We start from the raw sequence: 23,157 nt of genomic DNA on the forward strand, positions 1-23,157 counted from the left end.
AATAAAGCGTTTTCTATACAACGATCTTCCGATCTATAGCGGGAAGTGACGTATCTTACGCATTTAGTGATAATCCCTGTAATCCTGGGGCGTACAGCCAACCATCGAGCAAAGCATCAAAGAAATTAGCATTCGACTCGGTTTTCAGGATCCTTACTATTTCTCACGAATCTTCAAAAAAATAATGGGGAAGTCTCCTTCCGAGTATCGTAATACTCGGAAGGGGTGACTTCCCCTTGTTCCCGTTCTTGAAAAGACATTGGAGGTGTTTCTACTTGCTCTCTTATGCTTTTTCTTGAATGCGGTACATCAGACTATCAAAATCGCCACGTAATGGCAGCTCTATCCCAATGTTCATTAGTGCCTTGCCTGTCCATTCTCCCGGAAGCTGCTCGATCACATACGTCTTATCCGGGTATAGTCCTCGCAAGCGAAGACGAGGTAGCGGTTCACCCAGTCGTTGCGAGTGAAGGAAGGCGAATAGCACCGTCTCGGATGACTGCTTATTTACATACTGCACGGCCGTAACCCCTTGTTTCTTCAGCGCATCTAGACGGTATTGCAGACCGTATTGTACCAATGGACGGATTTCTTTGTACTGTTGGACGAAGCCTGCAGACTCCTCAATCCATTCGTCGCTCCACTCATTCAAATTAGAACCGATACCGAGCGTCCCCATCATTGCACTATGGAACCGGTATTGCAAGGAGGTTACGCGCTTGTTCATCCCGCTAATGGCTTCGGTTACCCAACAGGTCATCATCTTCGGCGCATAGACGTAAGAGAATCCTTCTTGAATACTTAATCGGTCGAATGCATCCGTATTATCGCTCGGCCACGTCTGATCTGCATAACGAAGAATGCCCAAGTCAATCCGTGAACCGCCGCCCGCGCAGGTTTCAAATGCAACATGCGGGAATCGTTCCCGAAGTTCAGCCCATATTTCATATATGGTTTGGGCATGCCGGATCCAAATTTCCTTCTGTCGATTCAAGGGATGATCCTTCATCCCCGGCTGTGTAATGGTCCGGTTCATATCCCATTTAATAAATGTAATGTCATGCTTCGATAAGAGATCAGTCATGAATTCAAGAATATAGCTCTTCACTTCCGGTTTGGAGATATTCAACAGCAGTTGATTACGTAATTCCGTACGTCCGCGTGTAGGGAAGTGGTAGACCCAGTCTGGATGCTCACGATACAAATCACTGTCCGGATTGACCGATTCCGGCTCTACCCAAATCCCGAATTCCATGCCAAGATCATGAACTTTATGAATTAATTCATTTAACCCATTCGGGAATTTCTCCTTGTTCACGAACCAGTCACCTAGACCTGCACGGTCATGGTTTCGTTGCCCGAACCAACCATCATCGACAACGAAGAGCTCCACGCCTAACTTTGCCGCTCTCTCCGCTAACGCCATTTGATCCTTGGCATTCACATCGAAATAGGTCGCTTCCCAAGAGTTATAAAGGACTTTTCTTGATTCTTGGCTAGGAATGACATAATCGTATTGATATTGATGAAGATGACGGCTCATTTCACCAAAACCACTTGCTGTGTAGCCTCCAACAAACGTAGGCGTTTCAAAGCTTTCACCAGCTCCTAGCGTCCATTCACTATCAAAATCATTGATCCCGCCGGTTACTTTCACTTGATTGAATACCGTCTTCTCGGCTGTGATCTTCCAGTTACCGCTCCATGCCAGGGCGCCGAACCATACATTCCCGTTCTCTTCGGTTGCCTGACCGTTATCGATCGCGAACCATGGATTCGCATGCCCATCCGTGAATCCTCTTCTGGATTCGATCACATGCTTACCTTGGGATAGCACGGTGTCACGAAGCTGGAATTCCCCCGACCATTTCCCTGTTACATGCGTCAACCGATAATCTTGCAAATGAGGGATCGACCACGCTGCCGATTGCACGTTCTCCAAGATGACGTCATGCGTGCCTGTATTTACGATTTTCGCGGAGCGTACCACCAAGTCAAACTCAGGGATAACCATATAAGATAAATGCGTTTCTAAAGGATATACCTCATCCTTCAGGGTAATAATGAGCGCTTCATTTCCATCTTGCTCCGTGATTTGATGACCTGCGTAATTCATACAGAGATCGCGTACGCCATCGTGCCATGTAACTTTGAGCGAAGGCTCCGTATAGACAAGTCCGCCCCAGAAGCTATACTCTTCCACTTCCCGCTCCACTTCTGCATCGAAGGAGCTATGAGACCGGGAACCAAGCAATGGAATGCAATCTTCTACATCGACCGAAGCTCCCCAATATAAATGCTGCAGACTCCCTTTTTCATTTAATCCAAAAATATAGGACGTTTTTTTCATTTGGATCGCAAAAATTCGATGTTGTTCGTTAACCTGAATTGCCATTATAATCACCTGCTTGTTAGACTTTATTTCCACAATTCCATACGTTTTTTATAGTTGTCGTTGTACACTTTCTCCAGCTTGGACAGGCCTGCTGCTTCTGCTTCTTTCATCATTTGATTGTACAAATCGGTTACTTCTTGCCCCGAAGGAGCCAATGCCATTTTCAAATAATATTTTTTAATGGTTTCGTTTACTCTTTGATCCATGATCGCTTCCGGTGTTCCTCCAGCAGGTCCTAAGCTATCGTAAGGCGCAGTGTCATAGGAGGTATCTGCCAGATTCTTAATCGCTAAATCTGTTGTAGGATCTGTTTTATATCGACCCATTAAGTCATACGGCGTTCCGTCCGAACCCGGACCATTCTTGATTGCCCAAGTCCATTTACGAATTCCTGTGCTTTTGGATGCTTCATTCCAATCTTTCGTGAATGCGTCGAGTACTTCTTGACGAGGCACGTGTTTGCCATTTTTCATATCCCAGTCTTTACCTTCAATACCCCACATCAATAAATACTGTCCTTCTTCGCTTGCCAAGAAGTCCAACATTTTAATCGTTCGAACAGGATCCTTGTTCGTTTTGGAGATCGCAACGCCATCCCAACCTAATGAGCTCTTCGGTCCGTATGTTGTTTGATCCGCGTTAACACCGGGACCTAATACTTTATATTGATATAATTGTCTTTCGTCTTTGTTCGTTCCTTCTTTAGCATCCGCTTTGAGCAATGTATTCGGAGCGCCAACATTCCAGGACGCATTCGCTGTTGCAAATACATTACCCGCAGCAATTTTCTGCTCGTATTGTTTTGTTTTAAGTGTTGCCCATTCTTTGTCGATCAGCCCTTTGGTATATAACGAATTGATGAACTTCATCATGTCCAGATATCGAGGATCGCGAATATCTTTTTTCAATTCACCATTCACTTCATAATAAGGCTTCATGCCGAACATCCCTTTGAATGTCCATTGAACACTACCAATGTCTTCTCCATTCAGTGTCATCGGAATGGAAGGTTTACCGTCAATCGTTGGATACTTCTCTTTAAATTTAACGAGCAGGTCTTCGAACTCCTGCGATGTAAATGGCTTGCCATTATTCACTTTGTCGCCAACACCCAATTCTTTCATGATGTCCATTCGCATCAGGAATCCGAATACAGGGTACTTCTCTAACCCATACCAATTCGCCAAGTAGTAGTTCTTTCCATCCTCGCTTCTCGTCTTTTTCAATGTGTCTCCGTACATTTTCTTGATGTTCGGACCATACTTATCGATGAGATCATTCAAAGGTATAATAGCGCTTGTCGCAATATATTTGTTCATGATATCGCTTCCACGATCCAGCATGAGTACGTCAGGCAAATCATTACTTGCCAGCATCAAGTTTAATTTCTCAAGCGGATTGCCTGTCGGTTGTTGAATTTCAACCGTGACGCCTGTCTTTTCCGTGATCGCTTTAGCAACTGGATTCGTAAATGGATCTCCTGTGTTTTTGTCGAACCATTTCAACTGAATTGGAGATTTATCATTCGTTGACGCCTTAGTTGTACTTCCTGGTGATGGTTGGTTCCCATTTAAAGCCGTCTTCTCTCCACATCCTGCAAGCATGGTTAGCACTACTGCTGCCGTCAATACTACATTTAACTTCTTCATACATTTGCCCCTTTCTAAAGTTAGCAATGATGTTTGTGCTGTGATCTAAATTTAGTATAAGAAGCTTTGACCAGTTTATCTATATCGCAATGTTACTATTCATAATGGAAAGCGTCTTTCATATTTCACTTCAATCATATCTTTTGGGAATACGTACGCTGACCGACGTACCGATCCCTAGCCGACTGAACACCTCTACGCCGTATTGCTCCCCATACGTAAGCTTGATTCGATCATCTACATTTTTGATGCCGTATCCCGAAAGATTATTAGCCTTATGAAATGCCGTTTCTAAACTTCCCAATGACATGCCTATCCCATCATCAATGATCTGGAACAGGATGTCATTCTCATCTGACTTCAACTTTACGATAATATTAATCCCCGATTCATGACAAATCGCGTGATTAATACAGTTCTCGATAAACGGTTGAAGAATTAACTTTATCGTGGTGTATTTAAACAACGTTTCATCCAAATCATAATGCATGTGTAACATGCCTCTGAACCGAATCTCCTGAATGGAAATATAATTTTTTACAAGATTGATTTCCTGATCTACAAGTATGATACGCTTCCCTTTATTCAGTGAAACACGGTAATATTTTGCCAAATGGTTGACCATTTGATACACCTGTGTGCCTCCTTCCTTCAGCGCTAAAGAAGAGATAGAGGCCAACGTATTATACAAGAAATGAGGATTGATCTGTGCTTGTAGCGTCGTCAATTCCGCTTCTTTCGTCGAGATCTCTTTCACATAGACGTCATCAATTAATTCTTGAATCTTGGAAGCCATCTTATTGAATGCGAACGAGAGCTGACCAATTTCATCGTGTCCCATGAACTGAACGGATACTTGGAAGTCACCTCGTTCTACCTTGCGAATTTGAAGCAGAAGCTGCTCAATTCTTTTGGTAATGACCTTCGTGGTTAAATAAATGAGTAGAATTGAAGCAGCGAACGCGATGACTGAAATCCAAATCAACCGCGTCGTAGCCTTATTCGTATTGGCAAGCAATTCGCTATAAGCTACGGTAATGACGATCCTCCAGCCGTTGCTTAATTGCTTGTACGTAAAGAATCTCTTTTCTCCATGGATCAGGCTGTCGAACTTGCCGGACGAGGATACCATTTTATTTTGGATAGGGAAGCTGTCATACAGAGATTTAGAAATCATGCCTTTATCTGAAGATGTAAGGATACTCCCATACGAATCAATGATATACACGCTTTTATTATTATTTTCCTTCTCCATCAATGAATACAATTCTTCGTTGCTGATATTGATGGTTAATATACCATAGGGATGCGTCAGACTAATATAACTCAACGACCTGGCAAGCGTGATGGAATGGTCCCCTGTATGCTGTTCATTCGTTTGCGTGTAAATCGTACTTCCTGCAGCTTGAATAGCCTTTAATTTAATATCATTCGGCATTTCTTCCATGTACTTAATAAAAACACCGTCCGAATACAGCGTTTTATTATCCGTGAATATCGTAATCCCCTTTACATTCGAATTAAGCGTCATCATTTCGGATAATGTTCGGTTAATATATTCAAAAGCATCTAAATAATAAAAAGCTCGTTCATAGTTATTCAATAAATAATTTCGAAGCTGGGAATCCATATATAACAGATTCGAAAGCTGATGATAGTAATCCAGCCGATTCTCGATATTCGCATTAATTTGATTCAATGTTACGCTTAGATTGGAATAAGTCTGCTCTGTAATTTGATCTCTGGTCGAAGTGTAAGAATAATAAATCAACAGCGAAAACGGGATTATTGAAATCAATAGGAAAATAAAGAAGAACTTATTCCTTAACCGCAAGTTAGAGATTAACCCCATTTTGCTGTTCAGATTTCTCCAGAATCGTAACTTCTCATAAGTTCTTTCGATATTCATTGGGGGTAACTCCTTGGCTCTTTAGAAATAACGAAATAAAGTACGAGGTGCTTTCATAGCCGACCTTTTGGGAGATATCTTGAACCTTGAGAGAAGGGTCACTAAGCATTTCCTTTGCTTTTTCCAATCGAATCTTTGTTAAGTAATCGTGAATAGTCGTACCTGTCTTTTCTTTAAATATCGAACGCATATAATTCGGAGATAAATACACTTGGCTCGATAAGCTTGTAATTGTTATTTGTTCATGATACGTATTTTGAATGATCGAACTCACCTGATGCACCAACTTCAAATTTTTATCCGTAAACCGATCTTTCATCGAATCGATGGTATGCTTTAACGTTTGCGTAACAGCTTCCTCAATTTCCTGGATCGTTTTGCAATCATAAATGGAATGATATAAATCCGTTCTGGTTCCCGCATTCGCATCTGCGTTCTGAATACCTATTTGCTCATTTAATCGATCGATTAGATCAATGGCCCAATCGTAAATATACTTCTTACGGATTCGCAGACGAACTAACCTTAAGAAATATTCATGTAGAATAGGAACGATCTGATCTTCATGAAGCTCCTTAACCGCTTCAAATAGTTCGCCTTCCGAGAATGGCGGGATTTGATCACTGTCGAAATTCACCTGAATATCGCTAGCATATATGACATTCCCATAGCCCGAATAAAACTGTTCGCTTTGAACCTTTTTGGTATGTTCATATAACGAATAGATGTTGATAAGCTCATCGTACCTTTCACTTACCGCAATCGTTACCGTGAACGGTAGTGTTTGTTGAATGGCTTGTAGCAATCTGCCCCATAGATCTCTATCGATATTACGCTGCTCAGCATCAATAAGAATTGCCAATTCGCCCTCTTTGAGCGATATATAGGTCCCATGAATGCTGCTCTCTTTACAGAATTGATCCGTAAAAGCACTTAGCTGAATGATGGCATCATCAATAAAAATTTCAAGTTCCTGCAAGTGATCGTCATCGATACTACAAAGTACGAGCGTGAAAGATGTCGGCGCTATTCTTCGTTCCAATCGGTAGAAGCTGTTTACTAAATTATCTTTTCTTTCCTTACTTTTTTCATACATTAATTCTTTAATAATATGGGCCTTCGTGACTTGGATCGATGTGTTCTTGAGGTATACTTCTTCGCACTTCTCTTTCACTTTATCCATGACGATAACAATCTCTTCGAGATCAAGTGGTTTCAATAAATAGCCTACTGCCCCTACGTTTAGCGCAGATTTCACATAGGCAAACTCATCATGTCCCGTGAGAAAGACAATTTTCATCCAGTCAAATTGTTCGTTTACAAGCTTCGCTAGCTCTATTCCATTCATTATTGGCATTTGGACATCGGTGAGAATGATATCCGGTTGAATCACTTGTATTTTTTCGATGGCGTCCTTGCCATTGACGGCTGTGCCCGCAACATAGATTCCCATCTCGTTCCAACGAATGATATCTCGCATCATTTCTAATTCAATTTCCTCGTCGTCAACTAGAAAAATGCTGTACATGATGTTCCACCCCTTGTCGATGTGCTTACAACTTATTATACCAGTCTAATATATCGTTTCTGAATCCCCTTTTAAAATGAAAGTTATTTTCAAGCATGATTCGGTACATTATCATATCGACTCACTTTTTTGCAGGTTTTATAATTTTAGATATAACATGAACTGAGAGGTGTCACGAATGCAAACTAACATGAATGTACACGAAGGAAGAGAACTCAAGATTCCTCGACGTAGAATTTGGTCCTTATTTAAAGAGCAAAGATACCTTTTCCTCATGATGCTGCCTGCATTAATTTGGGCTGTTTTGTTCGCTTATACGCCAATGATTGGTTTGTACATGGCTTTTGTCAATTACCAGCCCAGTCTCGGCGGATTTTGGTCCACTTTATTCCACAGTAAATTTGTTGGATTATATTGGTTCAATTATTTCTTTACGAACGGTGATTTTCTGCAAATTATGCGTAATACGTTGGCTTCAACGCTAATTACGATTTTTTTCTCATTCCCCATGCCCATTATTATCGCTATCGCAATTAATGAAATTAAGAGCGTCAGCTTTAAGAAGACGGTGCAGACCGCTTCGTACTTGCCTTACTTTATTTCCTGGGTTATCGCTGCGAACATCATTGTAACACTTTTATCTTCAGACGGAGCAATCAACGGTATTCTCAAGTTTTTCCACATTTCGAATGAAAGCATACTGTTCTTGCAAAATGGCAGGTACTTCTGGTGGATCGTAGCCTTAGGAAATACGTGGAAAGACATGGGATATAGCTCGATTATGTACTTGGCGGCGATTTCCTCGATCAATCCTGAGTTATATGAAGCTGCAAAAGTAGACGGTGCCAATCGATTTAAGCAAATTCGTTATATTACGTTGCCTCACTTGAAACCAACCATTGTCATTCTGCTTATTCTAGCACTTGGCGGGATATTGAATGCCGGTTTTGATCAACACTTTTTATTAGGAAATGAACTTACGAAAGACTACTCCGATGTATTGTCTACCTACTCGTTCCGTTATGGTATTCAAAACGGCATGTTCTCTTATGCATCTGCAGTGGGAATGTTTAGTTCTGTCGTTGCCTTCATCATTGTAGTTATCGTGAATTTCATTGCTAAAAAAGTAAACGGCCAGTCACTATTCTAGTCTACTTGGAGGGACAAGCATGAAAAGCAAAAAAAGTATGGCTGAACGCCTATTCGACACTTCCTTATATGTCTTTCTAACCTTTATATTTTTCGTTACCTTTTATCCATTTTGGAATATTCTCGTTATCTCTTTGAACGATGCGACCGACTCGCTGCGCGGAGGTTTATTTTTCTGGCCAAGAGAAGTCACCTTTGAGAGCTATGTTACGATTTTCCGAAATCCGGAAATTTGGAGCGCCATTCGTGTCACCGCACTACGTACTGTGATCGGGACAGCAATATCCATCTTCTGCATTTCCATGCTTGCTTACACACTCAGTAAGCGTCATCTGCTAGGTTGGAAATTCTTCTCGTTCTTCTTCGTACTCACGATGTATTTCGGCGGTGGACTGATCCCTACTTACATGGTTATCAAATCGCTTGGATTAATTGATTCGTTCTGGGTGTTCATATTCCCAGGTTTAATCGGCGTATTCTTGATGATTCTTGTCCGTACCTTTATCGAGCAACTGCCGGTCGAAATTGAAGAGTCTGCCAAAATGGATGGCGCGAATGAACTGCAAATTTACTTTCGCATAATCCTTCCGCTCTGTGTTCCTGTTCTAGCAACAATTGGTTTATTCCTGGCCATTGGGCACTGGAACTCATGGTATGACTCCTATATTTATACCTACAAGCCAGAGTTAAAGACATTACCAGCCGTCTTGGTAAAAATATTGAATCAATTCCAAACCACAGGTATGATGTCCGACGCTCAACAGCTCGCTCAAAGCTCTACACGCGTTCCGGTATCAAGCGAAAGTATTCGTATGGCTGTCACCATGGTTGCTACGTTACCGATCGTTCTCGTCTATCCATTCCTTCAGAAGTATTTTGTTAAAGGGATGATGATGGGCGCGATTAAGAGTTAACATTGCGATCCCTTCTGAAGGGGCTATCCTATAGGTCTTTTTAAGAAAGCCCCTCTGATGAGGGGCTTTTGCTATGCGTCTGACGCCGCGGTTAAGGGGAATCGTATGCTTACCGTTGTCCCTTTATTTTCCTCACTCTGAATACTCATTTCCCCCTTATACATATGTACGAACTGGGTTGTGGTGCAAAGCTCTAATTCATGATAACGTAATTGATAATGAAGTCATGGGATGGAGCGACTTGCTTTGGAAACGAGATTGGGTTTATTTAAATGGAAGAAATAAAGAAATTGGATATCGATCTCATCTTTAATAAAATCCGTTTGCCTATCGCTCACTGAAAGCCTTATATAGCCAGATTTTATTAATTTCTTTTCCAGGATATCTCGATGTTGAATCCATGTAACTAAATCGAGATCTTCATGAGGACGTGTAACCTCCCCAATAAGAAGTCAATGCCCATCCACCACGCAGTTTGATTATCTAATTTTTTTTGTGACACTTCGAGCCCCCATAAAAGCACTATCATTCTAACTTAGTTCAATCGCATTCTCTATTTTTCTCCAATTATCAGGTCTATCTGACGTATAAAATCTTCCGCAAGTTCTAGCTGTCTAGTTGCGAATTCCAAATCTCCGTGACCTGCAAGGGCGAAATCCAAATTACCTAATGTAGACATTAGTATACGTGCCGTAATAGCAAATCCAAAAGCTTTTAGATCGGTGCCATTGTTGATATGGCTCAATATGTATCTAAAGGTTGGCTCCTGAGTTCCGCCGAATAATGCAAGATTACCAATAAATGAAGCCAGGTCCCAGTAAGCGGGCATCAATGATACATCTTCAAAGTCAGTCCAGACCCAACCTTCGGGACTTGGTAATAAGTTTCTTGTATGGGCATCTCCATGACACGGTATTAGCAAACTGGGTTCGAGTCGCATTTGTTTATCTATCCTTAGAAACACTTTTAATAGTGCTTGTATACGCTGATCGGAGTGTTTCCTCAATCTAGCAGCCGATTGACATGTACGCTCCCAAACACCAAGCATAGGAAGCTCGTCAAAGAAGTCTTTCATTGCTATTGAAAGTCTGTTTACCAGTTCAACGGCTTCACTCGGTGAAGGAGGTTGAACTGGTGTAGGAGGAACATATTTCCAAAATGTCATCCAAGTACCAGCTACATCGTACGGTCCTGCATCAGTAAGGTCAGTAGGACATAACACGGGGATGCCCTTGGATTGGAGGTGACGTGATACACGCAACTCACGATTAAGTATCTTGTATGCGTACTCTGCATTTTCTTTTGAAATGACAGTGGCTATTCGGGCCACAATCGGGTGGGGAGCCAAGTGAATGATCAGGTTCCCACCATTACTAAGCTCAATAGGTGTAATGTCAGTTAAACCAGTTTTTTCTGCAATTAATAACACCTGTGAAATAAGCTTGCCTTTCTCCGACACTACACCAGCTCCTTAACTAAGATTTAAAATATCTTAACACCGTGGCTGTATTCCTCATAGGTACAATTCCTTTAATAATCAACTATTCTGCCCGTTCAATGAAAAACAGGGAGCAACTGCCCGCGACAGTCAGCTCCCTGTTTAATTCAATTTTTTCTTAGTTCCAGTAATTATTATATTCCCCACTACTAATCCACTGCCGAAATGCGGCGAGCCTAAAATTATTTCAACATAATCAGTGGCTGCTCCATGCTCCACATACCCCGTAACCTTTACATTAAAACCACCATGGCCATCCTTTCTTACACCAGCTATCTCATAGGAAGAAGCTCTAATGTTCCCGAACTTCAAATTGACAGCTTTTTCTATTCTTGAGTAGAATTCGAACAACATTGCCTCTTTCATCAACTCTATGTTTTCATGGGGGGCAACATACGGATCATATGGGCTTATTTTCTTCAATTCTCCATCGCTAGGAGCTGCTACCACCGAATTTTCAAATACTGACATGAAAGCAATAAATACAATCAGAAATACGCAAAGCTCTAGTCTGAATGTATTTTTAAATCCCCTCCAAAACATAGGAAATCCTCCTCCTTTTCAAGGTATATTTCCCGAAATTTCTTTGAGAAAGGTTATCAAATTGTTGGTTTTAATATGGACTGCGCGGGATATTTATCGCTATGCCATCGCTCGGCTCAATTCTAAACGAACCCGCAATACCACTTGCAGATGATAACCACTCTTTTACCTGGTTTTGCAATAAGTTTGAATTGGGGATTGTAAGTACAATATCACCTTTTCTAATATCGAAAACTTCTGCTCCCTCAGTTGCCCAAGCTGGTTGAGAAGTAGAGAGAATAATTGTCCCGATAACAATCAACAAACGGAAAAGTTTCTTCAAGACTGATAGCACCACCTTCTTAATGAAGGTATTATTCCCCATCTACAATTCTCCATTACGCAAAAATCCTGCTCGTTTGTTGAGCAAATAGCCCAGAACGAAAACAAGCGATGGATCGGTTCCATCGCGGCGCTAACGTTCTGCATTAGTTCAATGTTTTTTTTCAATATACTCTATCAAAAACTCTTTATCTTCAGGAAATGAAACTTGAAGTTCTTTTAACTGCTCAGAGGTTTTCCAAGCAATTTCATAAATAAGCCCATCAGGGTCTTGAATTGTTGGTTGTCCGTCTAAAATTTCAACCTCGAAATATGTTACGTGGTACTTAGTTGGACCAAATGCCCCTGCTTTACCTTTAATTTCTTTGATGATTTTACATCGGTAACCAGTTTCCTCATAAACTTCTCTGATACAGCATTCTTCTAGGGTTTCATCTTTCTCTTTTCCCCCAGACGGTACTGACCATCGTTTCTCTTCTTCTGGTTTGCCTTGTAAAACCATTAGTAATTGACTATCAGAATTCACACATATACCTGCCGCACCAACCCATTTGATCAAGGAATTCCCTCCTTCCACAAATTTGAACTCGTCTAAATATTTTAGCACATATTGGAAGTATACTGCCCAATAGTTCAATGAAAAAGCAGCCGAACGTTCTGGCCGGCTGCCGCAGTGTTCGTATTGAACTAACGTATCCGTTAGCTTTTCGAAAAAATTAATCGCGTCGATTAAAATAAAAAATAAACAAAAATATTGATAAAGCAAAAAGAATTAAAAAAGTTGTTACATATTTCGTTATTGGTGCTTCCGAATTCGCAGTAAAGGTTGACAAGATAACTATAGGCAATAAAACCAAGAAGTCGAATATATATCTTTTCTTTACTATGTAATCCCAGAAGTATTTTTTCATTTAAATATCACGCTTCCTTTCCTATGGAGATGCAAAATAGTCGTTAACTCCGGTTGGGTTATCATAGAATATTGGTATGGAAAAGATGCTGTCTATTATCTCCTCGTTAGAGCTCAATGCTAGTAAGAAATATGTTAAAAAATTCCTAGTTTGCTAAAGTAGAAAAGGGCTGATAAGGCAAGCTATATCGAAGAGTCTCCAACTTTATTTTTTAAAAATAATGAAAAGGGCACCTAATACATAGATAGTTAATGTGATAATGTTGCATTTATCTTTTGTATCAACCAACCTTACAAGGAAAATCAATGCAGTTAACAGGAAAAACCAAGAAAAGCTTAGCTCTCTGCCTCCAGTTGAAGAAACAATTACAAATATAACAGTGAATATGGATATGAGTAGCTCTAAACCAAGAAGAACGCGATTCCTATTTTTATATGGATTTGTAAACATAAAAGCATCTCCTTTTTAGGATGACATCAGGAATTGGCTAATCTATTGACTAACCCGTGTTTTATGCGACAAAATGATAACTCGCGTTAATATATGGGATTTCTCTTTGTTTATCTGGATAAATATGTTCTGGAAAAATAAAAAAATTATCTTGGTCTATTTTCTTAATAATGAAGTAGTTACCTTCAAACTCCCCATTTCTAATATGAAACGAAGTAATAAAATTAAATATATCTTCATACAACTCTTGAAACTGAATTTCATCCTCTAAAAATCGTTCAATCACACTTTTGATCATTGTAATCACGCCTTTTTCATTTTCTATCTATACTTAAATAATACTATCTATAACTCAATTATCCTGCCATTTAGCTTAATGGGCAAAAAAGAGACCCACAGCAACGGGCTGAGGGTCTAAGTTTATATTTTAAAGGGGGTCGACCTTTATTATAGCTTTGAATGATTAATGCCAGATGAAGATAAGATTTCAATTATGTAACAAATAAATTTTTATTATTAAGCCGCTGCACTCATATGTACGTAATTGAACTCTCATTCTGCGTTAGCTTACGTCAGTTTGCACTACTCAAATTGAACATAGGTGTAATCTAAACCCACCATTTCTTTTAACGATTTTCCAAGTGAATAATGGTTTGCTGTATCGTTCTTGATGATACATAAAATATTCCCGGCTTCTCCCTCTTTGAAAGATTAGTAAGTTGTAAATGATCGATATTGTCGTAAATAAACGATACAAGGTAATCATAATAGTCTTCTTATAGCTTTATTAGTTTACAAGCAACATATATACGTAATAATACGCCGTTGGTTAGAACTATCCGGCCCGTTAATTGAGAAAAGGCAGCCGTTCATCAAGTTTTTCGTTTTTCTTTCCGCCTACTTCTGTCCTTCAACATTAACACATATTGGAAGTATACTGACCAATAGCTTAATGACAACAAGGAGCAGCACGTGTGCTGCTCCCTGGTTTGTTTGAACTATCGTTCTTCGTTAAATAAATTAGTATTGAGTGTCTTCATCGCTTTTGTACTCCAAAATATCACCTGGCTGACAATCCAAAGTCTTACATATCGCTTCTAATGTTGAAAAACGAACCGCTTTTGCTTTCCCATTTTTCAGAATGGAAATATTCGCCATAGTAATTCCAACCCTCTCCGAAAGTTCTGTTACGCTCATTTTCCTTTTTGCCAACATCACATCAACATTGATGATAATCACCATGATATTCACCTCAGATCGTTAAATCATTTTCTGATTTTATATTAATAGCTTGTTGTAAAAGTCTTTGGAGAACAGCAGCAAAAACGGCGATCACCATAGAGGCGAAAATAATGACCAATCCGATTGGTATGAAACTTGGAGGGTCAACTCTTTTCCCCATGAAATAGTAGAGTGGCATACCTAGCAGGTACAAGGTACTGATCGTGATGGCACAGTATTTTATATTCTTTAAAGCCTTTACCGATAATTCCGAGAACGCTTGGTTCTTATCAATATAGCTTAAAAGTTTAAAAGCTTGATACAGAGCAAAGTAAAAAGGTATCGCTGCCGCGTACATATCGATTAAAACGAGAGATTTCATATAAGCAATATCTGGGTACAATTCTCCAGCAAAATTCCCGATCTTAGGCACCAAAAATATGCACAATGCAAGAACTGGGATTCCTATAAAAATAACAGCTAGCTTTAAAAAGAGTGTCGTAACTTGTTTCATAAAAAGCACCTCGTTAATTAAATTTTACCGAAACGTTAATCATTTTCTGGTTTTAATTCAAGGATGTTTTTTAATGGCTTTTGAAGTGCATCCACAAATAATTACCTTTAAGAAAGTGGTTGAACCTCGTTTAACATTCATTTAAAACACCTCCACTTATTTAATGACAACATGATTTTAGCATATGATTTATCGTTTTTCAATAAATTCATATTGTTTTATATTATATTATTATTGAAATATCCCTTTAATTTTGACAAATAAAAAAAGCATTTCTCATTACAAAGAAATGCTCTTACTTTAGCACGGGCGATGCCTTTGCCAGCGCTTCTGATTGCTAAAGTAACCTGATGCTCGAAACCTTCATTAGTGAAATCTAATCCCTCCTACTGATCATTGAATAGTTCGACGAGCTTCTGTGCACGGTGGCGGTTGATACAGTCATAGTCATGTAGGACAGCAAGATGGTATTCAGGTCCAAGGTCTGTTCGGAAGTTGAGGGTTATATTGCGCAAATTACTACATTCATACCGATGCCTACACCGATGTATAAGTCGGAGTGGGCATCGGTATATTTATGTTCTTTATACGCAGAAACTTCTCCACGACTTACTCCTTCAGCGACAAATAATGCTTGATTGGAAAGTTCAAATTAGATAAAGCACGAAAAAATAGCATGAATCCGTTAGATATCGTTATGAATACATCATTTTTTCAAACAAAGTATTTTATTCAAAATACTACCTTGACAGTCACAGTAGTATGTCGTATTATAAAAACACGGAGGTGATCATATGAGCGAGAACAAAATTACATCCGACCTGCTGCGCGGACATACCGATACGATGATTTTAAGGCTCTTATCCGAAGCTGACCGCTACGGGTACGAAATTGTCAAACTGATTGCCGACCGCTCGGGCGGCGAGTATGAATTAAAGGAAGCCACGATGTACTCCAGCGTCCGGCGGCTTGAAACAGACGGCGATATCGAGTGGTATTGGGGCGATGAATCTCAGGGCGGACGGCGCAAGTATTTTAGGATTACCGGAAAAGGCAAGGATACTTACGCCCGTAACAAAAGCAATTGGGAGTATTCGAAGCGCGTGCTAGAAAATTTATTATAAAGGAGATTTGATGAGATGAATCCGAAATTGACGAACTATTTGAACGGCGTTTTCACGCCATACGATGGGGTAAAAAGCGTCACCGAATTAAAGGCGGACCTGCACTCCGATTTGCAGGAGCGATATCGTGAACTGAAAGCCGAGGGCAAAGACGATGAAACAGCGTTTAAGATGACCATTGAGAGCATCGGCGACATCGAACAAACGATACTGGAGGTTGCCAACCTCTCCCGCTCGCTAGAGCGGCAGGTGCTGACAAACTTTAGCGCGAGCAACCTGGCGAAAAGCGACTTTGCAGGCGTTACGGCCCATAAAGGACAGTTTAAAGGTAGCGCGTTACACGGTTCCGACTTTTCGGGCGCAGATTTGACCGGCAGTACGTTTAAGGCCAGCGACATACGCGAAGCCAATTTTAACGGCGCGAATCTGACGGACTGCAGCCTTTCCGCGCTTGACCTGGCAAATACAAGCTTCAATAAGGCGATCCTTGTACGAACCAATTTCAGCAAGTCGTGTCTTGACGGAGCCAAATTCACAGGAGTAAGACTGACCTACGTGACGTTAACGTTGACCGATCTTAGAAAAACAATCTTTGATAACTGTATCTTTGACGGTGTGGACTTTAAATATTCCGATCTGACAGGTCAGTGTTTTGACGGGCAAACCTTTATTGGCGTCAAGTTTGAAAAGGCGGGACTGAGCAATGTTTCGTTTAAGGGTGCGATATTCAAGAATGTGTCTTTTCTTCCGGGGTTTACGTTGTCTAAAAAATATTACCGTGCCATCAAAACGATCTGCTTTGACGGCGCAATGATGGATAAGTTGACTTATGCTGCGCTCAAAGGCATAGAGGCAGATTTGTCAAAGGTTACAGTCCGATAAGGAGGGAAAAATATGCAAACTAAATCCATTAAGGTGACAGGGCTGCAAAAGTCCTACAAGCAGCATCAAGTCCTAAAGGGCGTAGATTTCGAGGTGGAAAAGGGCAGTATTTTCGCCCTGCTCGGCTCCAATGGGGCGGGAAAGACAACGGTTGTCAAAATCCTCACCACACTGCTCAAACAAGACAGCGGAACCGCCACCGTAAACGGATTCGATGTTGCTTCAAAACCCGAGAATGTGCGGCAGGCGATCAGTCTTACTGGGCAATTTGCCGCAGTGGACGAAATTTTGACCGGACGGGAAAATCTTATCATGATTGCCAAGCTGCGATACCTCAAAAATCCGCGTCAGGTTGCGGATGACTTGCTTAACCGTTTCGGCTTGACAGATGCCGCCGACCGCAGGGCGTCGACTTATTCGGGTGGTATGCGCCGCAGGCTCGACATCGCCTTGAGCCTTGTGGGAAAACCACAGATCATTTTCCTCGATGAGCCGACCACTGGACTTGATCCCGAGTCGCGTATCGAGGTTTGGAAGATTGTCAAGGAGCTTGCCGACGGTGGCACGACGGTACTCCTGACCACACAGTATTTGGAAGAAGCTGAGCAGCTTGCCGACCGAATTGCCATTTTGCATGAGGGTAGAATTATTGCCAACGGCACGCTTTCGGATCTAAAAAAGCTGTTCCCATCCACGAAGGTGGAGTATGTTGAAAAACAGCCGACTTTAGAAGAGATATTCCTCGCAATCGTCGGTAAAAAGGAGGCAAAGTAAATGGAGACGGTAAAGAAACATTTCTTCAGCGATCTGGGCGTTATGCTTGGGCGTTCCATGCGCCATATTTCCCGCAGTATGGACACCATCGTCACGGTCACCATCATGCCGATCGCGATGATGTTGCTGTTCGTCTATGTGTTCGGCGGTGCAATTCAAACCGGAACGGATAACTATGTGAATTACCTATTACCTGGCATACTACTAATTGCTATTGCTAGCGGTATATCCTACACGGCTTTCCGCCTGTTTACCGATGTGCAACGGGGCATATTCGAGCGGTTTCACTCCATGCCGATTTCACGTTCCACCTTACTGTGGGGGCATGTGCTGACCTCGCTGGTATCCAACGCCATATCGGTTCTCGTCATCATTCTCGTAGCGTTAATTATGGGCTTTCGTTCGTCGGCGGGGCTACTGCCATGGCTTGCAGTAGCCGGCATACTTGCTCTGTTTACGTTGGCATTAACTTGGGTCGCGGCAATTGCCGGACTGTCCGCAAAATCGGTGGATGGCGCAAGCGCCTTTTCCTACCCGATTATCTTCCTGCCGTTTATCAGCTCGGCGTTTGTGCCGACCGAGTCGATGCCGTCGGTCGTTAGAGCCTTTGCCGAAAACCAGCCGGTGACCTCGATCGTGGAAGCCATCCGCGCGCTACTGTCAGGTCAGCCGGTGGGCAATGATATATGGATCGCTCTTGCGTGGTGCGTCGGGATTTTGTTCGTAGCCTATTTCTTTGCAATGAGGGTGTATAAAAACCGGGTGTGAAAAAAGATCAGCTTTTTCTGAATTGAACAACAGAGAAGACAGTCCTGAAGAATAAATTCTATACCTATATAAGGGCGCAACCGATAATATATAGCATGGATTTGATGCGCAAAATCCAACGGAATCCGACTAAATAAATCGTGAAGTACTTATTACGATTATTCTCAAATAAAATCCTAGCGCAGCCCCGAGTGCTGAAATATCAGCTCAGCTTAAAGCACCTAAGTGGTGCTTTTGATTTTGCCTTACGACTCATTTTTGTAGTCTCCTTCTTCATACGGCAGGAGCTATCCACTCTTAAGATCGTACATTCAGCTGCGCATACCATGCGCGTTCACCTGATCGTATCTCGCTTAACTGCCTTCTCATGTTCTTATTGAACTCTCGTTTTCCGTTAGATCAATAGAGGAATCCTAATTGATATACTCAATAATGGGTTTGAATGCCTGATACTCGAAGAAAAATTTATTATAATCACCTTTTGAAAAAATAGCGGAAACCGCTAAACGGAAAATAATTGCTCGAATAATCATTTCTTTATATAGTTCATCACCTGGAAGCAGGTCTATCTCAGAAACCTCGCTTCCTTGCCATGCTATACAATCACAAACTAAAATGGCTTCTGCATATTCTACTGGGGCAATTGTTGGAGAAAAATCAATTACCAAAGGATTTAAAAATTGGTCAAAAAGAATATTTCCCGACAAATCACTATGAACAATCTGTACCTTATATTGCTCTTTTAGGCTGGCTTACCCTTCTAAGTAAATTATTTATACTTTCTTGTATCTCTTTAGGCAGTTCACTTGGCAATTCATCTATTTGCCATGCTATGCGATGACCCCTGGACCAAGGGTTGTCAATACGAGGGAAGTCCCGAAAATTAATAGAAGATAGATCGCGGTGAAATAACCTAGATACCAGAAGTTTTTCTTCTATACGCCCTTTTATATCCTGGCCCATTTCATAATGAGTGCAAGCCCATCCTTTACTTACAAAAGTACCTTTTTTACTTTTAATAGGCTTTGATACCCTATAACCTTGAGGATTTATTTTGTAAATAATATTCAGCAACCATTCACAATGCTGTATATCATCCACAGGTTTTAATACAGCATTACTAACTCTTACTGATGTATTCTGCCCACCGCTCAATGGCACAATATCCCCGCTAAGATTAAATGAATTTAGTATTTCTTCGGATAGCCCCATTTTTTCAACTTCCTTACATACCAATTTTAAAGATGATTCGTACTAATATTTCATTGTATCTCTTAAAGAATCCTGCCCGTTAACTCAATAAAACCAAGGAGCGACTGCCACGGCAGAACTGCTCCTTGGTTTGTTTGAACTATTGTTCTCCATAGTTGAATAATCTTAATAATGTTTCCAGTTTCATTCCTATGATACGGGAATGTTCTCTTTCAATGATTTTTATAGCCATCCCATAACCTCCATGTTTAATTTCAATATTACTTTCTCGAAGGGGCATATTTTTCCTTTTTTTGGATGTCTTTTTTATTGAGCAAATCTGCCCTTTACTTGAACGAACAAAAAAAAGGAGCTTCACGAGGCAAGCTCCTTCACTATCGGTTCCGCGTAACAAGCTTTTTATAATTTCACTGCTCTTTCACCTTGAGTTTAACTAAACTCGCGCCTACGAGGTAAAGCAAACCAGAGTCCATCGAGCCAAGCTAGCTCCTGTTCCGTTAATTTATCCATGTCAGCAGCACGCAGACTCGCGTCCAACTGCTCCGGACGACTCGCACCAATGATGGCGGAGGTGATTCCCGGCTGCTGTGTAACCCAACGTACGGCCGTCGTTGTTGGATCACAGTGATGTTCTTGGCACCAGGCCTGATACTTTTCAACAGCGTCGAACTGCGCCTCTTGCCAATAACGTTCCTGATACAACGAACCCGCATTGTTTCCAAGTCCGAAACGAGTCCCCTCTTCGACACTTGCATTATTCCTATAACGGCCTGTCAACATGCCTCCTGCAAGTGGGTTGTAACTGATAATGCCAATCCCCTCATCAAGGGCCATTGGAACCAAGTCGTCCTCAATCATTCGAAATAAGAGATTGTAGCGAGGCTGAATGCTCACTATACGGGCGTAATTTTTTCTTTCAGCAATTCCGTTTGCTTTCGCCACCTGCCAAGCACGCCAATTTGATACACCTATGTAGCGGACTTTGCCTTGCTCAACGAGATCATCAAACGCACGTAAAGTCTCATCCATAGGTGTGCTTGGGTCGAATTGATGAGCTTGATAGAGGTCGAGATAGTCCGTTTTTAGACGGCGGAGGCTATCCTCAACGGATGTTATGATATGCTTCCTACTCAACCCACGATCATTTGCTCCGGATCCCATCGTACCAAAACACTTTGATGCTAGCACCACTTTGTCTCGTTTACTCTCTAGCCATTCCCCGATAATCGACTCGGTTGCACCCGCGTTGGCATACGAAGCCCTCCCAATGGGATACACATCTGCCGTGTCGATAAAACTCACTCCGGCGTCGAACGCCTTGTCAAGTATTTCGAAGGAGGTTTTTTTGTCTGCCTGATTGCCAAATGTCATCGTGCCCAAACACAGATTAGTTACTTTTAATCCCGTTTGTCCTAAAGAACGAATTTCCAAAATAATTCACCTCTCCAAGAGCTTTTTATTATTCTTTTATGATTATCTAGAAATAGTACTTCCTTTTGTTATTGTTATTTTTCTGTTGAGAATACCTCTTTTGCAACAGTCATGGCTGACATTGCCTTCGGCCAACCTGCATAGAAAGCAAGATGGATCATTACTTCGATTAGTTCTTCTTCCGTAAGACCGTTTTGTTTTGCTAAGTTTAAATGGGATTTCAATTGTTGCGTATTCCCACCAGTAATTAAGCTAGATACGGTAATTAAACTACGATCACGTGGAGTAAGCTCCTTACGTTTCCATACATCTCCGAATAAAACATCATCGGTTAATTCAACAATCTTTGGTGCAAAATCTCCGAAGTTTTTTTGTGCGACAGTAAGTTCTTTTGAAGAATCTGACATAAAATATCCCTACTTCCACTTTTTTTATTTTTACTCTTCTATATACAGAAGTTTAAGCTCATCCTTAATATGCACAAATGAAAAAGAGACCGTTATCCCACGCTTTTTCATTATCTACTTTTAAGCCTTAGCCTTTTCATGTTTCTGAATATATTTCAAAGTATAATGAGTCCCGCAAATATAGATCCCCATGATAGATAGGTAATCTATTACAAACCTCAAGGCGGTTTCATCGAAGCCCCAATACCCAAATGGATTATAAATGAGCAATCTAGAACCCATATCTCTTTCAAAGGAAATCTGCACACCATAAACAACAATTAACACCGCCAAGAAACGAAACGCAATTGTGCGTACACGGCTTGTAGTGATGATTCCCGTCATTTTTCTCGCTGCAATAATAATCCTTCCCCACGAGATTCCTATATGAACAGCCATGAGTATAAATCCCCAATAAGCACTCAGAACATGTATCTGCCTCACGATCATTTCATTATTCATCGGAATAAAAGGGAGTATGTCACGTGAAATCGGCACCGCACTAATCAGTGCAACAGCAATCGTTAAGAGAAATAGCAAATTTACCGCTATGCTAAGAATTTGTTGAACCTTGTACTTTCCACTAAAAATCGTTTTATACCATCGTCGATTCAAGAAATTATGAACCATAAACAATACAAACAAAACAACACCAACTAGTTCATGGACCATATTTCCGGTAATAGGATAAGCCATCACTACTAGCATGGATACTGTCATAATAAGGTCAATGACCAGCTTAATAAACATATTTGGATTCAAAAAATTACCTCCATAACTTATTGTCATATGAGGTTTTTTCGGATGATAGAGTAGCCATGTAAGCTTTTAATGAATTTAACTCCCAACCTGCAAGCCTCGATTCCGTACTATTATTCTGCGATGCCGTAAAATCCTCAAGTTTGAAACTCTCCATTTGGTTGTAGGTGTATACAAAGTCATCCCGTACCTGACTTGCGTGACAAGAAATGCAGCTCTCGATGTTTCTCTTGGTATTAACTGATTTATCAGCAGTGAAAGCCTGGTATCGCCAATCTCCGTTGCTCTTATTAGGTGAGTTCTGATCGCCCCACCCAGCGCGCTTTTCCGAAACAAAAATGTCGGATAGTTTTCCATCCCTGTAGATCTCGAGAGTCAATACGGTTCCACTGGGGAACGACTTGCCGGTTTTCACCACTTCGATAGTTTCCCGATTCGTATAGAGCAGCTCTTTGGCATTTCCACGATTCACAGTCGTATAGAGCACGCCCTTATCGTAGTTCTCAGGGAGTTTAACTTGTTCACTGTCAGTTCCAGACGGCTCTGTTTCCCGAGTACTGTCTGTCATAGCACTATCAGTTGCAGACTGCTCTGCTTGCCGATTACTATTTGTCATGTCATTGTTGTCACTTCCACATGCAGAGAATGTAAAGGCAGTAACTAAACCAAAGGCAAGTAATAATAGTTTTTTCAATGTTTTTCCTCCTCCGAAATTAGCCTGATCTGTTTTTCAAACATCAACCTCAATATGCCAAGTTA

General features: G+C 41.1%; 26 protein-coding genes and 1 pseudogene. 7 read left to right on the top strand and 20 right to left on the bottom strand.

Going from position 1 to position 23,157, the window contains the following annotated elements:
* Positions 1-112: 112 nt before the first annotated feature.
* Positions 113-229: pseudogene (locus AC58UU_RS22505) on the top strand (helix-turn-helix domain-containing protein); the annotation flags it as partial.
* A 54-nt stretch (positions 230-283) separates the two neighbouring features.
* Here the strand turns inward: AC58UU_RS22505 and AC58UU_RS22510 are convergent.
* The 4 genes from AC58UU_RS22510 to AC58UU_RS22525 form a co-directional block, all read right to left on the bottom strand.
* Positions 284-2,395: an alpha-galactosidase gene (locus AC58UU_RS22510; protein ID WP_497319004.1), complete on the bottom strand. Its 2,112-nt coding sequence runs from the start codon at positions 2,393-2,395 to the stop codon at positions 284-286.
* Between the two features lie 23 nt (positions 2,396-2,418).
* Positions 2,419-4,044 (bottom strand): ABC transporter substrate-binding protein, encoded by a 1,626-nt coding sequence (locus AC58UU_RS22515; protein ID WP_497319005.1) that lies wholly within the window; start codon positions 4,042-4,044, stop codon positions 2,419-2,421.
* A gap of 130 nt (positions 4,045-4,174) precedes the next feature.
* The gene (locus AC58UU_RS22520) at positions 4,175-5,953 is read right to left on the bottom strand and encodes a cache domain-containing sensor histidine kinase (RefSeq protein ID WP_497319007.1); all 1,779 of its coding nucleotides are present in this window, start codon (positions 5,951-5,953) and stop codon (positions 4,175-4,177) included.
* Positions 5,931-7,481 (bottom strand): response regulator transcription factor, encoded by a 1,551-nt coding sequence (locus AC58UU_RS22525; RefSeq protein WP_497319009.1) that lies wholly within the window; start codon positions 7,479-7,481, stop codon positions 5,931-5,933. The genes AC58UU_RS22520 and AC58UU_RS22525 overlap by 23 nt, the downstream gene beginning before the upstream one ends.
* Before the next feature lie 178 nt (positions 7,482-7,659).
* Here AC58UU_RS22525 and AC58UU_RS22530 point away from each other — a divergent pair, with 178 nt between their 5' ends.
* Both AC58UU_RS22530 and AC58UU_RS22535 read left to right on the top strand, forming a co-directional pair.
* Positions 7,660-8,631 (top strand): ABC transporter permease, encoded by a 972-nt coding sequence (locus AC58UU_RS22530; RefSeq protein ID WP_497319011.1) that lies wholly within the window; start codon positions 7,660-7,662, stop codon positions 8,629-8,631.
* 19 nt (positions 8,632-8,650) lie between these two features.
* The gene (locus AC58UU_RS22535) at positions 8,651-9,544 is read left to right on the top strand and encodes a carbohydrate ABC transporter permease (RefSeq protein ID WP_497319013.1); all 894 of its coding nucleotides are present in this window, start codon (positions 8,651-8,653) and stop codon (positions 9,542-9,544) included.
* Positions 9,545-9,768: 224 nt separating this feature from the next.
* Here the strand turns inward: AC58UU_RS22535 and AC58UU_RS22540 are convergent, their stop codons facing one another.
* The 9 genes from AC58UU_RS22540 to AC58UU_RS22580 all read right to left on the bottom strand — a co-directional run bounded on the left by AC58UU_RS22540 (position 9,769) and on the right by AC58UU_RS22580 (position 15,002).
* Positions 9,769-9,990 carry a hypothetical protein gene (locus AC58UU_RS22540; protein WP_497319353.1) on the bottom strand — a complete coding sequence of 74 codons (222 nt, stop codon included), beginning with the start codon at positions 9,988-9,990 and terminating at the stop codon, positions 9,769-9,771.
* A 107-nt stretch (positions 9,991-10,097) separates the two neighbouring features.
* A complete protein-coding gene (locus AC58UU_RS22545; protein ID WP_497319014.1) occupies positions 10,098-11,003 on the bottom strand; it encodes a phosphotransferase in 906 nt (301 codons plus the stop codon).
* A 141-nt stretch (positions 11,004-11,144) separates the two neighbouring features.
* Positions 11,145-11,585, bottom strand: a complete 441-nt coding sequence (locus AC58UU_RS22550; RefSeq protein ID WP_497319016.1) for a hypothetical protein — start codon at positions 11,583-11,585, stop codon at positions 11,145-11,147.
* Between the two features lie 70 nt (positions 11,586-11,655).
* Positions 11,656-11,949 carry a hypothetical protein gene (locus tag AC58UU_RS22555; RefSeq protein ID WP_497319017.1) on the bottom strand — a complete coding sequence of 98 codons (294 nt, stop codon included), beginning with the start codon at positions 11,947-11,949 and terminating at the stop codon, positions 11,656-11,658.
* Between the two features lie 108 nt (positions 11,950-12,057).
* Positions 12,058-12,465 carry an NUDIX hydrolase gene (locus AC58UU_RS22560; RefSeq protein WP_497319018.1) on the bottom strand — a complete coding sequence of 136 codons (408 nt, stop codon included), beginning with the start codon at positions 12,463-12,465 and terminating at the stop codon, positions 12,058-12,060.
* Positions 12,466-13,021: 556 nt separating this feature from the next.
* Positions 13,022-13,267 (bottom strand): hypothetical protein, encoded by a 246-nt coding sequence (locus AC58UU_RS22565; RefSeq protein WP_497319020.1) that lies wholly within the window; start codon positions 13,265-13,267, stop codon positions 13,022-13,024.
* A 61-nt stretch (positions 13,268-13,328) separates the two neighbouring features.
* On the bottom strand, positions 13,329-13,565 hold the full coding sequence (locus tag AC58UU_RS22570; RefSeq protein WP_497319021.1) for a hypothetical protein: 237 nt from the start codon (positions 13,563-13,565) through the stop codon (positions 13,329-13,331).
* Positions 13,566-14,287: 722 nt separating this feature from the next.
* Positions 14,288-14,509, bottom strand: a complete 222-nt coding sequence (locus AC58UU_RS22575) for a helix-turn-helix domain-containing protein (RefSeq protein ID WP_497319023.1) — start codon at positions 14,507-14,509, stop codon at positions 14,288-14,290.
* A 10-nt stretch (positions 14,510-14,519) separates the two neighbouring features.
* Positions 14,520-15,002, bottom strand: coding sequence for a DUF2975 domain-containing protein (locus AC58UU_RS22580; protein ID WP_497319025.1), 483 nt, complete (start codon positions 15,000-15,002; stop codon positions 14,520-14,522).
* A gap of 794 nt (positions 15,003-15,796) precedes the next feature.
* Between AC58UU_RS22580 and AC58UU_RS22585 the strand changes: the two genes are divergently transcribed.
* The 4 genes from AC58UU_RS22585 to AC58UU_RS22600 are packed head-to-tail and all read left to right on the top strand — an operon-like array spanning position 15,797 to position 18,550.
* Entirely contained in the window at positions 15,797-16,126 is a 330-nt protein-coding gene (locus tag AC58UU_RS22585) for a PadR family transcriptional regulator (protein ID WP_497319026.1), read from the top strand.
* Between the two features lie 15 nt (positions 16,127-16,141).
* Positions 16,142-17,008 carry a pentapeptide repeat-containing protein gene (locus AC58UU_RS22590; RefSeq protein ID WP_497319027.1) on the top strand — a complete coding sequence of 289 codons (867 nt, stop codon included), beginning with the start codon at positions 16,142-16,144 and terminating at the stop codon, positions 17,006-17,008.
* A 12-nt stretch (positions 17,009-17,020) separates the two neighbouring features.
* The gene (locus AC58UU_RS22595) at positions 17,021-17,782 is read left to right on the top strand and encodes an ABC transporter ATP-binding protein (RefSeq protein ID WP_497319028.1); all 762 of its coding nucleotides are present in this window, start codon (positions 17,021-17,023) and stop codon (positions 17,780-17,782) included.
* Positions 17,783-18,550, top strand: a complete 768-nt coding sequence (locus tag AC58UU_RS22600; RefSeq protein WP_497319029.1) for an ABC transporter permease — start codon at positions 17,783-17,785, stop codon at positions 18,548-18,550. It abuts the gene before it with no gap.
* A gap of 413 nt (positions 18,551-18,963) precedes the next feature.
* On the opposite strand, the gene AC58UU_RS22605 is transcribed toward AC58UU_RS22600, so the two are convergent.
* The 7 genes from AC58UU_RS22605 to AC58UU_RS22635 form a co-directional block, all read right to left on the bottom strand.
* A complete protein-coding gene (locus AC58UU_RS22605) occupies positions 18,964-19,257 on the bottom strand; it encodes a hypothetical protein (protein WP_497319030.1) in 294 nt (97 codons plus the stop codon).
* Positions 19,258-19,279: 22 nt separating this feature from the next.
* Positions 19,280-19,762, bottom strand: a complete 483-nt coding sequence (locus tag AC58UU_RS22610; RefSeq protein ID WP_497319031.1) for a hypothetical protein — start codon at positions 19,760-19,762, stop codon at positions 19,280-19,282.
* A gap of 139 nt (positions 19,763-19,901) precedes the next feature.
* Positions 19,902-20,120 carry a hypothetical protein gene (locus AC58UU_RS22615; protein WP_497319032.1) on the bottom strand — a complete coding sequence of 73 codons (219 nt, stop codon included), beginning with the start codon at positions 20,118-20,120 and terminating at the stop codon, positions 19,902-19,904.
* Between the two features lie 71 nt (positions 20,121-20,191).
* Entirely contained in the window at positions 20,192-21,193 is a 1,002-nt protein-coding gene (locus tag AC58UU_RS22620) for an aldo/keto reductase (protein WP_497319033.1), read from the bottom strand.
* Positions 21,194-21,267: 74 nt separating this feature from the next.
* A complete protein-coding gene (locus AC58UU_RS22625) occupies positions 21,268-21,600 on the bottom strand; it encodes a carboxymuconolactone decarboxylase family protein (protein ID WP_497319034.1) in 333 nt (110 codons plus the stop codon).
* Between the two features lie 120 nt (positions 21,601-21,720).
* On the bottom strand, positions 21,721-22,401 hold the full coding sequence (locus tag AC58UU_RS22630; protein ID WP_497319036.1) for a DUF4405 domain-containing protein: 681 nt from the start codon (positions 22,399-22,401) through the stop codon (positions 21,721-21,723).
* 4 nt (positions 22,402-22,405) lie between these two features.
* Positions 22,406-23,092, bottom strand: a complete 687-nt coding sequence (locus tag AC58UU_RS22635) for a cytochrome P460 family protein (RefSeq protein WP_497319037.1) — start codon at positions 23,090-23,092, stop codon at positions 22,406-22,408.
* Positions 23,093-23,157: the final 65 nt, after the last annotated feature.

It is taken from the genome of Paenibacillus sp. JT22N1 (genome assembly GCF_059692155.1).